The following is a 16438-nucleotide window of genomic DNA, read 5'->3' as shown; positions in this document are numbered from 1 at the left end:
AGTGCCGCTGTTCGCTGATCCGTAAGAGGCGGACCCGGCAGGGCCATTCTGTTGCCAGATCGAAGCGTCGGTCGGCATCGCCGCGTGCCAGCGTCATCGCGGCGTTTTCGGTCATGGTCGCGATGGGGAGCGTGAAGGCTGACGCATCGATGCGAGCGTCAGGCTCGCCGCCCTGCTCCACGATGCGGGTACGCAAGGTCTCGTGACGGCGGAATACGTCCGCGAATGCACACGTCAATGCGTCGGTGTCGAGCGGCCCATCGATCGCGAACAGGGCCGGCATGTGGTAGCTGGCATGGTGGGGCAGTGCGTTCGCCAGGCACATCTGGCGCTGTCCGTCCGAGAGGCGCGTCACCGCGTGCGCGTCGCTGTCGAAGGCGTTCCCGTCGTTGCGTGCGGTGTCGTGTCTGTCCTCGCACGCTGCTGCGCCGGTGGGATCCGCGTCGTCAAGCGAGGCCGCATGCGCATCGAGCCCATGCAGGAGGTCGAGGATTTCCGTCTTGCGGCTGCGAATCTGGTCGATCAGCGGCGCCGTCAGCACACCGGGCGCGGCATCCGCGGCCAGTTTGCCGGCCTTTGCATAAAGGCGGATACCGCGTTGCTGTAGGTTGGCTACGAAGCTTACCGTGCTCAAAACAAAATCTCCTCCCGGTCCGTGCCGGGCGCGTCAGCGGCGCCGGAACGCGCCGCTAGCAGGGTGAGATAGGCGGCGAGATCCGCGACCGTCGCGCGCTCGAGAACCTCCCGCATCGGAATTTCCACACCGAATGCCTCCTTGCAGCGTGCGAGGATGCGGATGACCTGCAACGAATGGCCACCGATCTCGAAGAGGTTGGCGTGGATACCAAAACCGCTGAAGCCGAGCACCTCTTCCCAGATGGCCAGGATGGCGCGCTGCGTCTCGTTGACCGGCGCCGCTGCCGATTGCGCGAAGTCCGGATCGAAGGGCGGCAGCGCGGCGCGGTCCACCTTGCCGCTCGCGTTGCGTGGCAGCGCGTCGAGGAAGACGTATCCAGAGGGCTGCATGTATGACGGCAGCATCGACGCCGCGAATTCGCGGACCGCATCCACCGTCAGGCCGGCGTCGCCGGAACCGGCAAGGTAGGCAACGAGCCGCGGCTCGGCGCCGTCCTGCCGCGCGAACACGACGACTGTGTCTCGTATCGCGGGATGCCGCAGCAGCGCGGTCTCGATCTCGCCAAGTTCGACACGATGTCCGCGGATCTTTACCTGGTGATCTCGCCTGCCGGACAAGACAATCCGGCCGTCTGGCAGGAAACGCCCGATATCGCCGGTGCGGTAGACGCGCGTCTCGAAGCCGTCGAGCGCGGGCATCGCGACAAAGGCGCGGTCGGTCAGATCGGGGCGGTTACGATAGCCGCGCGCCTGACCGTCGCCCGCCAGGAACAACTCGCCCGCCACGCCAACGGGTGCCGGGTGCCCATTGGCGTCGAGGATGTACACGCGCTTGCCAGGCAGCGGCTTGCCGATGCTGTCGAAGCCGCCGGGTTCACGCAACGTCATGGTCGAATACACGGTGTCTTCGGTTGGTCCGTACAGGTCGTAGACGCGTTCGACCGAACCCGTCGCATAGAGCGCGTCCACCAGCGACTGACGCAGCGGTTCCCCCGCCAGGTTGATCGTTCGCACGCCGGATGGCAGGGCCCCCGTTTCAAGCAACCCGGCTGCCGCCGAGGGCACCGTGTTGATCAGCGTCACCGGTGTGGCAGGCATTGCCATCGGGCTCTCGCCGATGACGACGCAGCCACCATGCGCGAGCGGGCCGAACAACTCGAATGTCGAGATGTCGAAGGCGATCGACGTGCCGGCAAAAACGGCGCGGAGTTCGTCTGACGAATATTGTTCACCGATCCAGGACAGCAGCGAGAGGACGTTGCGATGGCTGATCTCGACCCCTTTAGGACGACCGGTCGACCCAGATGTAAAGAGCACGTATGCAAGACCATCGGCATCGGCAGGCGGGGAAACGGTGCGTGCCGGGGACGCCATATCGTTTGCGGTGAGCGATTCGGGCGCGATACAGGCATAGGGCGCATCGGCGAGTGCATCGCGCAGCGTGGCAGGTGCGACAACCAGGGCCACGCCCGCGTCGTCAAGCATCTGGCTGACGCGCGCGGCCGGTGTGTTCAGATCGATCGGTAGATAGGCGGCGCCCGCTTTCCAGATACCCAGCAAGTGTGCTGGCAGCATCACGTCGCGTGGCACGCCGATGCCGACGACATCGCCGTGGCGTATGCCGAGCGCTTGCAGATTGGCGGCAATCCGATCCGAGGCCGTTTGCAATTGCGCGTAGGTCCATTGCGCGGCGTCGGTCCTTACTGCCGCCCGTTCGGGAAAGCGCCGGGCCGTTGCGTCGATCATGGCGTGTGCCGTGGCGTGAGGCGGTTGTGGAATCGTCCGCCGGTTCCAGTCGATAAGCTGGCGGTCACGCTCCGCCGGAGTAAGCAGCCCGAGGTGTCCGATAGCCTCGTCGGGCCGGGCGATGAGCGCATCGAGCAACGTAGTGAAATGTCCCGCCATTCGCTCGACCGTCGCGTGGTCCAGTTTTGCGATGTCATATTCGAAGCGCAGCACGAGTCGCTCGCCGGTTTGAATCGCGATAAGCGCCAGGTCGGTCTGCGCGGCGGCGGTCGGGACCGGGATGCTCTCCATCGTAAGTCCACCGACCTGCAATGACTTGCCCGCCGCACCCGCGAGGAGATCAGCTGCTTGTGGCAACTGGCTCAGGTTGTGATACGCGAACATCACGCGGGAGAACGGATGCCGGGCGTCCGCGCTGCGTTGCCCGAAGCGTCTGACAAGATCGATGAAGGGCGTTTCACTATGCGCGAGCGCGCCTGTCACGGACTGTTTTGTCGTGGCGAGGACATCCGCGTATGACTGGCCGGCTTCAATGGCGATACGCATGACAAGCAGATTGACCCCATAGCCGACCCATTCGTCGAACGCGCCGTCCGGCCGCACTGCCACGGGCGTCACGATGGCGAGGTCCTGCTGGGCGGAGTATCTATGCAGCAGGGCAAAGAATGCCGCCATCAACGCCATGTTTCGGGTGACGCGCTGGTGGCCGCAGAGCGCATCGAGCGCCGCCACGCGCGCATCGTCTAGTTCCACGTCGAGGCTCATGCCCGAAGCGGGATTCGCATGGACGTTCATCGAAGCGTCGCCGGGCAAGGCGAGCGGCAGTTCGACGGACTCGATCGGCGTGGCGAGGCGTTCCGCCCAATACCGGGTGCCGGCTTCCGCGCGCGGGCTTTTCAGCAGCGTCGCGATGCGGGATCGATAATCTTTCTCGACCGGCGCCATCGACAAGGCCTTGCCTTCTGCAAGCTGCGTATATGCCGCGCCGAGTGTCGCCAGCACCGTTTGCAGCGATCGTAAATCGGCTACGAGATGATGCGCGATGAGCACGATCACGACGTCGTCCGGTGATATGCGCAGCACTTCCGCGCGGAACACGGGGCCGACGGCGAGATCGATCGGCTGGCGCACCAACGCGACGATGCGCGCCGTCAACGCGGTATCCGACACTTCCGTGACGTCATGCACCGATAACAGGCGGTCCGAAGGCGCAATCCAGCACTGTTCGATGTTGCCGTCCGCATCCTGCGTGAAACGGCTCGATAAGCCGCGATGGACACTGACAAGCGTCCGTAGCGCCTCGTCGAGTAGCGGGAGGGAGACGCTGTTCCTCAAGCGGAAAGGAAGCGCGAGGTTGAAGCAGGGAGACGCGTGGTCCCACAGTTGCGCCATCCAGATTGCTTCCTGGTAGGGCGTGAGTTCCGAGCGCTGGGTGCCTGGCGTCGTGCCGGGCCGCGCATGCGGCGCGGCATTGGCGAGTGCCTGTGGCGCGTCCGGCGTTTTTTCATGCAGTGTGCGGCGCGCAATATCAGCGGCCAGGACCGCAACGGGCCGGTCGTCCATCATGTCGGCCAGCTCGACGACGACGCCTGCATGCTGGGCGAGCCGCACTTGAAGATCGACGAGGGCCAGCGAGTCGAAGCCCAGGCCCAGTAGCGGCGTGGCGCGCGCCTTTGCGTGCCGGGCATCGTCCGCTTGGACTGCGCCAAGGATTGTCGCAAGCAGGCGCTCGGTCAGTGCGTCGACGGTATCCACTGGGCTGAGCGCCACGGGCTGCGGGATGTCAGCATGCGGTGCGGTCCCCGATTCCGGCCTCGCGCGGGCAAGAATCGGCAGGGTGCCGTCCAGATAGGATTGCCTGACGAGCATGCGCTGGTTCTTGCCACTGGACGTTTTTGGCACGACGCCGGCCTGCACCAGTACCAGCTCTGCCAGCGGGATGCCATGCGTTGCGGCAACGGCGCCGGCGGCTTGTCGCGCGGCCGCATCGGCGTCCAGGGCGTGGCGCGCGGTACGTTGTACTTCCTGCACCACCACCAGTTTTTCATGGACGCCGTCGTCGATGCTGAACGCCGCGCCGCAGCCCGCCCGGAACGCGGGATTGCTTTGTTCGACCGTCTGTTCGATATCGGTCGGGTAGTGGTTGCGGCCGCGGATGATGATCAGTTCCTTGAGCCGGCCGGTCACATAGAGTTCCTCGCCATCGAGCAGCCCGACGTCGCCCGTTCGAAGATAGGGCGGCGAGTCCTCTTCGACGATGCGTGCGTCGAACTGCGCGCGCGAGTCGGCCTCTCGATTCCAATAGCCGTCGGCGACACTGCCGCCTCTTACCCAGATCTCGCCAATCCGACCGTCGGCGCAGGCACGCAGCGTGACCGGATCGACAATACGGACATGCTGATCGCCCCCCACCCGACCGGAGCTGACGAGCGTTACTGCTGCCTGGTCCGGTTTGGGCGCGCTGCCGCGTCCTGCCTGCAAATCCTGCGCGTCCAAGCGCCGGGTGACCGCGCCGCCGCCGGGCTTGGCACCCGATACGAACAGCGTCGTCTCGGCCATCCCGTAACAGGGAAACATCGCGTTGCCATTGAATCCATGGTCGGCGAATGCCGATGTGAATTTCTCTAGCGTCGACGCCCGGACCGGTTCCGCGCCGTTGAACGCGACGCGCCAGGATGACAGGTCGAGACCGGCCTTGTCGGCTTCGCTGATCCGCGTCGCGCAAAACTCATACGCGAAATTGGGGCCGCCGCTCGTGGTCGCGCGATAGGTCGAAATCGCGCGTAACCATTTCACGGGCTGCTGCAGAAACTCGAATGGCGACATCAGCGTCGACGGGATGCCGAGGTAGACCGGTTGCAGCACGTTCCCGATCAGTCCCATATCGTGATAAAGGGGACACCAGCCGACGAAGACCGTGTCTGGGCCGTGCTGAAAACCGTCGCGAATCGCTTTCTCGTTTGCCAGCAAGTTACGGTGCGTGACGCGTACGCCCTTGGGCTTGCCTGTCGAGCCCGAGGTGTATTGGAGGAAGGCCAGCGGGCTCGCCGGCAGTGTGGCAATGGCCGATTTACCGTACGTGGTCGTCAATGTGTCGGTGCCGATGACCGTTGGTATGCTCTTCGCGTTTGTTGGCGCGATCTCTTCCCGGATCGCATCGATCAGGTCGTCGCTCGTCAGGATCGCGGCCGCCTGGCAATCGTCGATGATGGCGGCAAGGCGGTTCTGTCGCGCCGCGCGACCCGACGGCGGATAGGCGGGAACGGCCGGGCAGCCGGCGTACAGGCAGCCAAAAAGGCGGCGATGAAATCGAGCCCGGGGCGATAGAGCAGGAGCACCGGCTCTCCGTTCGGGCATGCGCGTCGGAGCCGCTCGGCGATAGCATCGGCTCGTCGGTCCAATTCCGCAAAGGTAAGCAGGGCTTCGGCGCCGTCGGTCAGGAAACGGAAAGCGATGTCGTCCGGTTTCACGGCGGACCAGTGACGCAGGCACTCGCCGAAGTTGTGCAGCTCGTCGAACCGACGCATCGTGGATTCAAAGACAGTCATTATCATGCTCCGGTACTACGCAAAGGCAGTCGCATGGAAGAAAGGGCAGGGCGCGTTGCACGTGGTTGCCGTATATGAGGACGTCGTACCGTTCATGCCGCACCGTCCGATTGCCTGGCGAATGCCAGTCGCCTGCGCAGGATGGTGCCGGCAAGTACGAGGCATGCCGCGCTGGCGATCATCGAGAAGCCGACCCAGTACGACGATTTGCTGGCGATCTGTGCATACAGTGCGCCGCCCAGTGTGCCGCCCAGCAAGGAACCGACGAGCGCGGTCAGGCCCAACATGCCGAACACGGTACCGGCGTAGGTGCGTGCGATCGAACGGTTAGCGGCCGTGTCGATCGTCGGATCGATGACCATCTCGCCGATCGTGTACACGGCGATCATGAGGCCGAACGACGCAAAGCCGGGCAACGTGGCGAATCCCGCGAAACTCGCCGCCACGAGCGCAAAGCCCATCGCCAGCATCGCGCTGTCGGAGTAGCGCCGACTGAGCCACTGGGTGAGCGGCAATTGCAGGGCGATGATCACCGCCGCGTTAATCGTGAAGATAAGCCCGGACGCGGCGACTCCGAATGTCTGGTTCGCGTGCAGTGGCAGCGTCAATTCGAGCTGAATGTAGATGGCGTAGAAAACGACGTTCACTGCCGACATCGCGAGAAAGGTCTTGCTCGAAAGAATCTCGCGCAGTGCGGTGGAAAACGCATAAGCGGGTGTCTGGCGTGATGGCTGCGGCCGGTCGCCTTTCGACCGATCTACTTTGCGACTCGATATCACGAAGAACAGCAGTACGGCAGCCTGAATCCCGGCGGCGACGAGAAAGATGACTTCGGGAGACATCCGGATCAGTACGCCGCCCAGGACGCCGCCCACTGCGACGCCGAGGTTGTTGAATACATTGCGCGTCGCATAGGCGAAGTGCAACTGGTCGTCGTGGACGACCTTCGCCAGCACCGATTTCGAAGCGGGGATGAATAGTGCCGCGCTGCCTCCAAGCATTGCCGCGCTGACGAGGAGCGCGCTGTCTTGCCGAAACAGCGCGAGTCCGACATAGGAGGCGATACGAAAGAGATTCCCGAACACGATCGCCACGAACTCCCCGTGCCGATCGGCGACATAGCCACCATAGAGAATCAATCCACGTTGACAGGCGGACTTGACGGTGAGCAAGACGCCGGCAAAGGCAACGGACAGTCCGATGTCCTTGACGACATAGACGGCAAGATAGGGAATCACCATGAAGCTGCCGGCATTGATGAGCAGCTGGAAAATCAGAATCAGCCGCGCCACGGGGGGCAGCGCGATGATACGGGACAGCATGGACATGGTGCGCTCCGAAGAGGTCTCGCGGATTCAAGCGGCCGAATCCACGGACCGCAGTGTCAGTTGGTGAACCTGTCCGTACACGTGAAATACTTCTGGCCCACGTTGCAACGACAGATTCCTCGCAGCGCGATCAATCAACGTATCGTCGACGCGAGAGGGCGCGGGCCAATGCAGCGACAAGCGGTTGACGCCGGGCTTCAATGCATGCGCCGGAATCGTGGTGTTCCCGCGTGTCCACGTGCTGGCTACATCGATCGTGGCTGTCTCGCTGCCGTTGACATTCACCGTACAACGCCCCGGACCGGCAAGGCCGCGTGGTGTGCGGACCACGGATCGCAGAACGCCATCGCGGCCTCCATCCGCGACGAAGAAGAACTCGGTTGTTGCTGAAACGGACTGCAAGTAGGCCGGGTTTTCGTGGAATGGGCGGAGCGCTGCGTGATGCCGTGCGGCGTGTTGCGGCTGTAACAGATTCTGCGCGCTGCCTGGTTGCAGGTAGACGTCGAACAACAGTGCATGCCATGTATCGAGGGCGTCCGTGTCCCCATGACGCCGAAGCGCATCGACCATCGCGCGTTTTAATTCGTGGTCCGCCAGATGGGGATTCAGCTTGAATCCCATATATCGCTCGATTTGTGCGATATCCAATTCGTCAAATGCGGAATGCGTCCAGCGCGGTTGCAGGCTCGTTTCGAATTTCAGGAAACATTGAAACCAGCGACGGGCGTCGTCCGGTGCCGTGTCGATTGCAAGGTCGACCCAATGCCGGACGATGTTGCCGGATTGTCCCCAATTGGCGTTATGAATCGCGGCAAGGAACATCGCACTTGCACGGGCGCGCGCCGATAGCGCATGGACTGGCTTCCAGGTGGCTGTCGGCGTCGAGGTCGATTTCCCATCATGCCAGGCATCTGCCACGGCGCGTGCCGCATGATGCGCCAACGTATCGATGCCCTGTTCGGTCAGGTGGCAGTAGTCGAGAAAGTACTTCCGGTCCGGCAAGGAACTGCCGTCGGCTTCAGCAAAGCACTGTGGCAGATCCACGATGCCGATGCCAACGTCGTAGGCCAGGCGACGCATCGCGGTGATCGCGCGAGAGTGTACGCCGGGTGCTTGAGGCACCGGCAGGATGGCGGCCATGTCCCGCGCTTTCTCAAGCCAGATGCGCGCTTTTGCGGCACCGGAGGCGTGGAGCACCCCTTGTCCTTTGAGCCATAGGCTGTGCGGCGCGAAGCCATTGTCCAAGGCGATCATCTCATCCGCCAGTGCCACGACGCGGTTGTGGTCTTCGGCATCCAAAGCCGCTTCCGCCTGGATCCGGCGCGCTTCCCATGCCGCGAGATTTTCTCCGGAAAGGAATGGGGGCGCATTCTCGAAACCGGGTTTCCAATCGCGTAAATTGAATTCAGGGATGATCAGCACGACCTTCGTCCCGGACGACGTGCGAATCTCCGAGAGCGTGGCGACAAGGCGCGACGCCAGCGTATCGAGTGCACTTTCCAGCTGGGCCACGAACGCCGCGAAACCGTCGATACGCAAGGCCGAGGAAAGCGCAACCAGATCGACGTACTGGAAGATATCGCCGGCCGACAACCAATTGTTTCCGACGAAAAGTACCAGCGCATCTGGCTGGAACAGCGCCGCGGCCTGACGCGACACGGCGACGCTTTCGGTGAAGCTCATGTTCGTCCGCGCAAGATCCACGACCTGCACGGGCGTGTTCGTAGCGGTATCGAAATGCTTCTGTAGCAAGCCCGCCGGTGTCAGATAAGGATCGTACAAGAAACCGCGCCCGGCGGATTCACCAACAAATATGACACGCCGTGCCGATGGGTCGGGTTCGATGCGATCAACATCGGCCCACGTGCGCCAGACGCCGTGCGGGTCCTTGACGCGCTCGAATCGCTGCGGGTTGTTCGGCACGCGTTGCCAGCAGCCAATCGCGTCCGGCGTTGCATCCTCAACGGTTGCAGGGCGCCGCGTTGCGCTTGCCGTCCCGGCCAATACAAGCGATTTCACGAGATCGATGATCTCGGTTGCATCGCTGTTATCTTTGATTAGTTTAGCTAATCGAATCAATGTTGGAGAACTCGTCATCACTGTACTCGACTCTTAGATGAAACTGTAGACGTTATGCGCGATTCCTGACGATACGATTGGCGCCGTATTGTCAAATCGTCTCAGCCAGGTTTCCGGCACACCGTCTCGATCAATCAACCTATCCTCGATCACGAGGCAGTCGATGGCGGAGCGCAGGAAGCAAATCAGCGCGTCTTCGATGGTTCGCACAATGGGTTCGTCTTTCAGGTTGAAGGACGTGTTCAACAACAAAGGGCACCCGGTTTTCCGATAAAAGCACTCTATCAACCTGGCGTAGCGTGGACTGATCGATTCATCGACGGTCTGGACACGGGCCGATCCGTCGACGTGCGTGATGGACGGCAAATCAAGCTCGGAACGCGTCTGGCACGTTTCGAGCATGAACGGCGACGGGTAATCGATATCGAAATGGCGTGACGCATGTGCCGCCAGCACAGACGGTGCGAACGGACGAAATCCCTCCCGCTTCTTGACGGCCTTGTTGATCCGTTCGCGCATGTCCGGGACGCGTGGATCGGCGAGAATCGAACGGGCACCTAGTGCACGTGGGCCGAACTCCATGGATCCTTGGACCCAGCCAATGACTTTGCCGTCGGCGAGCCGGGATGCGACTGCTTCGAGAAGGGCATTTTCCTTGCCGGTAAACGATTGCCAGTGGGCCGGCGAATTTTCCAGAAGGCGTGCGACGTCGCTTCCCGAATTGGCACTGCCGAGGTAGACATGGTTGAGCTTTCCCAAGTCCGGTGCTTCGCCTGTCAGCAGGACGTGGCCAAGGGCCGCGGCGCCAAATGCGCAACCTGAGTCGTTTGACGCAGGTTGCACGAAGACGTTCTTGAATGGACCTTCACGATGGATCCGTCCGTTTGCCACGCAATTAAGCGCCACGCCGCCTGCGAGACACAGGTTATCGGAAGGGGTCAGTGCATGCAGATAGCGGACCTTCTCGAGCAGCAAACTTTCGAGAACATGCTGCAAGCTGCGTGCAACGTCATAATGAAAGGGGTCCAGCGCCGCGCCTCGTTGCCTGGCGGGCCGTCCGAACAGCGACACCAGCGCGCCGCTGAACATCACGTCTTCGCCGACGAAGGAGAAGTACCGGAGATCCAGCTCGAAATGCCCGCCATCGCTGCGCCGAACCAATTGGGACATGGGTTCGACCAGCGTCGGTTTGCCGTAGGGCGCCAGCCCCATGACCTTGTATTCACCCTCGTTGACCTCGAAACCGAGATAAGCGGTGATCGTGCTGTAAAGCAAGCCGATCGAATGCGGAAAATCAACCGTGCCAAGCAAGTTCAGGTCGCTGCCCTGACCCCGGGCGAACGACATCGTGTTCCACTCCCCCACGCCATCCACTGTCAATACCGCGGCATTGTCGAATCCTGAATAATAATAGGCCGACGCGGCATGGGAGCGGTGATGCTCGAAGTATTCGATGCGACCCTCGAAACCCAGAACGTCACGGATATCCCGGGTCACGTTTGCCGGATCTGCCTGCTTGCGGAACGACAGGCCAGGTCGGACGCTCAGATGTGGCAGTGTCATCCAGAGCTGGCGTTCGAGTTTCTTTACTGGATCTTCGTAATACGCGACACAATCGATATCCGTGATATCGAGTCCCGCCGCATCAAGGCAGTAACGAAAAGCATGCTGCGGAATGGACGGATCGTGCTTGAGACGCGTGAACCGTTCTTCTTCCGCTGCCGCAACAAGCTTGCCGTTCACGAGAATGCAGCATGCCGCGTCGTGATAGTGAGCCGATATGCCGACGATGTTCATGCAGGGTTCCTTATTCGGTCTTGCAATGTGTTGTCGCAGTTATTCGCTACGCGGCCTAGCGTCGATTACACCGAGCTTGATGAAGAGTTCACGTACGGTATAGATCGAACTGATCGCGTAAGGAAAGCCCGCGAACAGCGAGTTCTGTTCGAGCGCGGCAAAGATTTCGTCAGGCTGCCACCCGACCTCGAGCGCTGCCTTCGCGTGGAATTCGATCAGTCCGGGATAGGCGTTGATCGCGGCAAGCGTCGTCAGCGTAATCAAGGTACGCGTCTTGATCGATAGTCGATCATCGCCGAAGAAATCACCGTACATCTCTACATTGATATCGTGATAACCCGGTGAGACCTCTCGCAGCTTGTTCAGGACGAGGTCGCCGTTGTCCGGCTCTAGCGCCTTGATCGCGGCCAGTCCTTTTTTGTATCGTTCGCTCCACGTCGATCTATCGATCATGGGACACTCCTTCGGTTGGTCAAGATTCACGATTGCATTCACGAGTATCCGGACTCGAGATGAGGAACGTTCGTTCCATAGGTCGCCATCGTTCGCGCGACCTCCTTGCGTAATACGTTGAGCAGCGTGAGTTTTGATATCTGTATGGCGAGCCAGATAATGATCACCCCCATCAGATAACTGAGCGGTATCGAGAGCAACGGGTTCGGGAAATGCTCGTGCACGACGCCTGATGAGATCGAAATCAGCGGCGTGGAAAGCAGCACGATTAACAGTAATTGATAAAATAGAATCTTGCCATGCATGGCTTTTTTCATCGAATAATGCCAAACGCGATGCTTTTCCTCGGCGTTGCATTTGCCGAATTCGGGTATGGATCGATAGTTGAAATAAAGCATTGGGTTGTCCAATAAAAAGCACTTTCAACAACAAAGATGTGCGACATACAATTTCTTTACATCTTTCCCAGCAAATACATTCCAATTTTCATTCTTGAACCTCGGGGCGTGAAAATTGCCCTGTCGTTCTACAGACCGGTAACAAGACGCAGCAACGCAATATGTGACAAACAAGATAGTGGATACGATTATCATGTTCGAATTTCGCAGATATCCGGCCGAAACCGCAGCCTAAGCTGTAGATGATGCAATGATCTGCGTAGTCATTGTTGGATCACAAGCGCCGTGCATGGATGACGATTTGATTTAAGGCATACGCTATGCAGCTTGACCAAGCATCGTGGCTTTGTATCCCGGGCGCATCTTTGCCCGATAGCACAGAGCTTAATCCACCTCTTCAGAGAAGGGTGGAAAGGTTAGCCAATATTATTTAACGCAATATTACAATTCAAACGAATGATCACTACACATGAAATGGATCGCTTGATAACTCTAAAGATTGCGAATGTAGATTGATAGGGCCCTTAACTTTCTATCAATTAATTACTGACTCATGCAATTAGTCTAGCACACACGTTTTGCTTAAGTAAATACGTAAATTAATGTCATTGGTCGTGCGTGAATTTGTATGGTTAAATAGGTTTTATGATGAATGTTCATATTCGTTTCATTGATTGATGTTGATCTGGGGTGCGAAGGCAACATTGCACAAAACGATGCCGAGGGAATAATACATGTCAGTCCTTTCGGTTGGCGTAATACGCATGCCCGGATACCAAATGGATGCGGGCTGAATCGTTACGTGCTGAACGAGCATGCGGTCCGGCATCGGGATTGTGAAGTCAATCGGTGACAGGTGGGTGAAGCATCGACACATTGCCGGCCAGCGCGGCAACGTGCATGCGGGCAGCGCGCCGATGGATGCGGGCTTGGGGGGCGTGGACCTAGGTCGTGCCAAGGTCAAGGTGGAAGAATTGGTTGAATCCTGTTTGCGCATAGCTTCCAAAGCGTTCGCCCTTGACGAAACCATGTCGAGAATAGAGCATGATTGCCGGCTCGAACGCGTCGCCCGAACCGGTTTCAAGGCTCACGCGCGTATAGTTGCGTGTCCGTGCGATTGAAAGCAGATGATCCAGCATGTACGATGCGACACCTTTTCGAACATGGGCCGGAAGCGTTCTCATCGATTTGATTTCGCCATGCGACGATGTGAGTTCGCGCAATGCGCCGCAACCGAGTAACGCAGCTTCTTCCCATGCTGTGAAGAAGCTGATGTCAGGTCGTGTCAGGCCCGATAGGTCGAGGGCTGAGACGCTATCGGGAGGAGAGTTTGCATACATGCCTTGCAAGTGTAAGCGAAGTATCCCCAATACTTGGGGGTCGTTGAAATCACCTTGCTTGATGTACATGACGATGTTTTCCTCTGATCGATCACTGAAGCTGCCTGACCCGTACGCTTGATCGGATGATACGGGGGCGTCATTCGGGCAATAAAGAGATGATGTCGAAGACGCTATTTACACGGCCCGATTTTGCCTTGTTCATTCTCGGACATGCAACACGTTTTGATAAAATCGGGAGAAGAGGCTCTGCTCCGATGGCATGCCCGTAATCTTGATGTCTGACACAGAATGTGGGAAACATCGCGTTGATGCTTGAGCCGTACTTCCGTTTGCTGTTTCAGTGGGCCTTGATTGTGCATGCGCGCTGCGCAGACGATGGTGTGTCACGTGTCGACGTTCTTCGATGTGAGTCATTCGAACTTTTTGCCAGTCACCAATATGGATAATAAGTGGATCAAGTATTTTCGCAATAACGGATCAGGGTTGACGTTGTTCTGTTTCCCTTATTCCGGGGCGGGACCATCGGCTTTTCGAGACTGGGAGAAAGCACTCTCACCAAGCGTCGATATCGCGGCCATACAGTTGCCAGGCCGGGAGGGCAGGATAACCGAGCCGCCCTTTACGAGATTCGCGCAATTGATTCCCGCACTTGGCGAAGCGATTCGACCGCAATTGAACGGGTCCTTCATGTTTTTGGTCATAGCCTGGGAGGCTTGGTGTGCTATGAGTTGTCATGCTGGTTAATCGCCCAGGGTTTGCCGGTACCTCGCCATCTTTTCATCTCCGCAATTCGTGCGCCGCATTGTTCTCGACGGGCGCGTACGTTGCATGATCTCCCTGATGCGGAGTTGGTTGACGAATTGCGGCGGCTTAACGGCACCCCGAAGGCAATCCTGGACAATCCCGCGTTGCTGGGATTCTTCTTGCCGGCGCTCAGAGCCGATCTGGCGCTTTCGGAAACGTACGTTCACCACGCCACAGCGCCGCTCGATATACCGATCACGGTTTTTTCGGGGCAACGCGATCCTTATGTCGATGCCGACGAGATATCCGCTTGGCACGGCCATACGGAACACGCGTTCTCGTGGCACAGAATGGATGGAGACCATTTTTATATCAATACGCCTGCTCGGACGACGGTCTTGTTCGAAACGTTGCAGCGCACTATTGCTGCCATGCTTTCAATCGAGCGCACCGAAGCGTAGCCGTTGTTGCATTAGAAGGGTGTCTGCCGCGCCGCACTGGTAAAAGATGTGGCTGGCTTGCCCGTTTTCAATGGCAATCGGTTTTTTTACTCATTGCCCTCTTTTGCGCATACGAATATGCGCGGATTTTTAAAAACATAAAATAGGAATAGAAAATATAATATTAGTACAACGGAATATGAAATTGAAATTTCAGTTAACTATTTTGATTCCTGGGGCCTGCCCGCTCTTTGCTGTTCGGGCGTTCAGTGTGCCGGTCATCGCTTCAGTGCGGTAGCGCATGTCAGCATGAAGGCGCAAATGTGACGGTTCAGTATCGTGTTTTGGTTGTTTGATGTGACTGGACGCTTGATGTGAGGGCGCCGCGATCAGCTTTTGCGAGGGAGGCAATGCATCTGGTCCCCGCGAGCCGTGTCTTTTTCCTGTAGGCGGCCTGGCCGCATATGGATCGATGCGATAAGCCGCGCAGCGACGCCCCTGCCACGGCAGGAATGCATGCAAGTAACCCGCAATGCGCCGTCGGTTCCCCGCGTGTTCCACCGCACCACAATAAACGCGCCTGCGATCTCCCTTCCTACCGTGACGATAAAGTATCCGATGAGCAGCGTGAGCCTATATTTTTCCCCGCTTATGTCGTAAACCGTCTTATCGGATATCCATGACACTCGGGCATCCCTGTTTCGCGCTACTCCGTAGGGGAATTGGCGGTCTCGCCAGACTGCGGCACGACGATGGTTGGACCGAGTGTATTTAGTGCAAATGCTATCGTGTTTGATTCTTTTACTAATAAGAAACTAGCGGTTCTCGCAGGCCGACATCCGTTTATCGTTGGTGGATTAGGGAGTTTTCTGGCAGTAGTTGGGTTGGCAATTAGCCTGATGACACTGCTTGCCTCTCGCGATACTGTGGTCAAGCATGCTCATGAAACGTCGAAAAACGTTACCGCGGTTCTGGTCAGCAATATTGCCCGGACGATTGAAACGTCGGATAACGCACTTCGTGGTTTGATCGTCGCACTGAACAAGCCGGCTATTCAATCCATGGACCCGGCGTTGCGTCACGAACTGTTGTTCGACCGGACGGCTGCCGAGTACGTCACCGGCATGGGCGTGACGGACGATAAAGGTCGTTTGATCGACGGTTGCTGTTCCAGCACCCACACATGGGATTTCAGTGACCGGGACTATTTCACGGTTCATCGTCAGTCGCCGAATGTTGGGCTCTATGCGTCACCGGTCTATCAGGCGCGGACGCGACAAGGTGCACGATCCATTGCTATCACGAGAAGGGTGAATCACCCCGATGGGTCATTCGGCGGGGTGGCGATCGAGGCTATTGATGTCGACTATTTCAACCAACTGCTTTCAAAACTGGATGTAGGACCTCATGGCATTACAGCGGTCGTACGGACCGATGGGACGCTGGTGGCTAGAAATCCGCCAGTCCCCATGGATCGGATAGCAGAGCCGAGGAAGTCAGCGGTGTTTCCGCGCATGCTGAATCGTGACTCGGGATTCTATGCGTCAAAGTCTGCCATCGACGGCGTGTTTCGCCTCTATACGTTCCAGCGCGTTCCGGGGACGCCACTGATAGCAGTGGTGGCGCCGGCCGAAGACGACGTCTTGGCCGCCTGGAGGCGGTTGTCGTGGGTTGTCGGGATCTCCGCATCGGCCGTCAGCGTGGCGTTTTGTGCCGCGGTCTGGCTACTCGCGTTTGCAATGCGGGACCAGGTAAAGGCGCAATTGCTGCTCACCGAGCTGACCCAGACCGATGCGCTGACCGGACTTAAGAATCGCCGTGCCCTGGATGAGGTGCTCGAAAACGAGTGGAGCCGACTTCAGCGAAGCGATGGATGCTTGTCGCTACTGTTCGTAGATGCCGACAATTTCAAGCAGTACAATGACC

The 16438-nt window shown here is 58.9% G+C and carries 9 protein-coding genes and 2 pseudogenes; 2 read left to right on the top strand and 9 right to left on the bottom strand.

Translation table 11 applies throughout. The features are described 5' to 3' along the window. From WM40_RS24265 to WM40_RS24225, 9 genes and pseudogenes are all read right to left on the bottom strand, one after another. Positions 1-634 (bottom strand): condensation domain-containing protein (locus tag WM40_RS24265; RefSeq protein WP_046154240.1); only part of this gene is annotated, 634 nt, incomplete at its 3' end. After that, positions 631-3945, bottom strand: coding sequence for a non-ribosomal peptide synthetase (locus WM40_RS32630; RefSeq protein ID WP_413783826.1), 3315 nt, complete (start codon positions 3943-3945; stop codon positions 631-633). The genes WM40_RS32630 and WM40_RS24265, both read right to left, overlap by 4 nt. Beyond that, positions 3925-5909: pseudogene (locus tag WM40_RS32625) on the bottom strand (AMP-binding protein); the annotation flags it as partial. The gene WM40_RS32630 and the pseudogene WM40_RS32625, both read right to left, overlap by 21 nt. A gap of 113 nt (positions 5910-6022) precedes the next feature. Next, positions 6023-7258: an MFS transporter gene (locus tag WM40_RS24255; RefSeq protein WP_024905421.1), complete on the bottom strand. Its 1236-nt coding sequence runs from the start codon at positions 7256-7258 to the stop codon at positions 6023-6025. Positions 7259-7285: 27 nt separating this feature from the next. Next, positions 7286-9355 carry a hypothetical protein gene (locus tag WM40_RS24250; protein ID WP_046154238.1) on the bottom strand — a complete coding sequence of 690 codons (2070 nt, stop codon included), beginning with the start codon at positions 9353-9355 and terminating at the stop codon, positions 7286-7288. A 15-nt stretch (positions 9356-9370) separates the two neighbouring features. Next, complete coding sequence (locus WM40_RS24245; RefSeq protein WP_046154237.1) at positions 9371-11134, bottom strand: carbamoyltransferase family protein; 1764 nt, start codon at positions 11132-11134, stop codon at positions 9371-9373. A 39-nt stretch (positions 11135-11173) separates the two neighbouring features. Then, positions 11174-11587, bottom strand: coding sequence for a carboxymuconolactone decarboxylase family protein (locus tag WM40_RS24240; protein WP_236693678.1), 414 nt, complete (start codon positions 11585-11587; stop codon positions 11174-11176). A gap of 38 nt (positions 11588-11625) precedes the next feature. Next, positions 11626-11985 carry a hypothetical protein gene (locus WM40_RS24235; RefSeq protein ID WP_024905417.1) on the bottom strand — a complete coding sequence of 120 codons (360 nt, stop codon included), beginning with the start codon at positions 11983-11985 and terminating at the stop codon, positions 11626-11628. Between the two features lie 944 nt (positions 11986-12929). Further along, positions 12930-13394 carry a GNAT family N-acetyltransferase gene (locus WM40_RS24225; protein WP_024905415.1) on the bottom strand — a complete coding sequence of 155 codons (465 nt, stop codon included), beginning with the start codon at positions 13392-13394 and terminating at the stop codon, positions 12930-12932. 291 nt (positions 13395-13685) lie between these two features. On the opposite strand from WM40_RS24225, the pseudogene WM40_RS29115 reads away from it, so the two are divergent. Continuing rightward, positions 13686-14533: pseudogene (locus WM40_RS29115) on the top strand (thioesterase II family protein). Between the two features lie 731 nt (positions 14534-15264). Continuing rightward, positions 15265-16438, top strand: a 1174-nt coding sequence (locus WM40_RS24210; RefSeq protein WP_046154241.1) for a sensor domain-containing diguanylate cyclase, incomplete at its 3' end; no start/stop codon positions are given.

Origin of the sequence: Robbsia andropogonis, from assembly GCF_000970345.1 — a bacterium.
Lineage (GTDB): Bacteria > Pseudomonadota > Gammaproteobacteria > Burkholderiales > Burkholderiaceae > Robbsia > Robbsia andropogonis.
Note: the sequence above shows the minus strand (reverse complement) of the source record. Positions and strands in the feature narration are given on the sequence as shown.